This is a genomic window from Pseudomonas sp. BJa5, assembly GCF_030272875.2.
Taxonomy (GTDB): Bacteria; Pseudomonadota; Gammaproteobacteria; order Pseudomonadales; family Pseudomonadaceae; genus Aquipseudomonas.
In genome coordinates, this window is sequence record NZ_JALRNG020000178.1 from 1 (window position 1) to 252 (window position 252).

1 protein-coding gene is annotated in these 252 nt (G+C 64.7%); it reads right to left on the bottom strand.

The window, feature by feature from the left end:
- Window positions 1-252 (bottom strand): DUF2461 family protein (locus M2D63_RS25920; protein ID WP_285865905.1); only part of this gene is annotated, 252 nt, incomplete at both ends.

The following is a 252-nucleotide window of genomic DNA, read 5'->3' on the forward strand; positions in this document are numbered from 1 at the left end:
GCCGGCCACGGTCTGTCGCAGCCTCGGCCCGGTCATGGTCGCATCGTCCAGCGACCGCCAGAAAACGAAGTTGCGATGCTTGAGATCCTCGATGAACTCGAAGTCGGCGGGAAACCCGCGCGGTGCCCGCACCAGCTTCTCGCTTTCCTCGAACTCGAACTTGCGCCGGAAGGCGGTCTCGTGGGCGGCCTTCTTCCAACTGCCCGGGTTGTCGAGGATGAACTGCCGCACGCGACGCTGGGTATCCGGTTC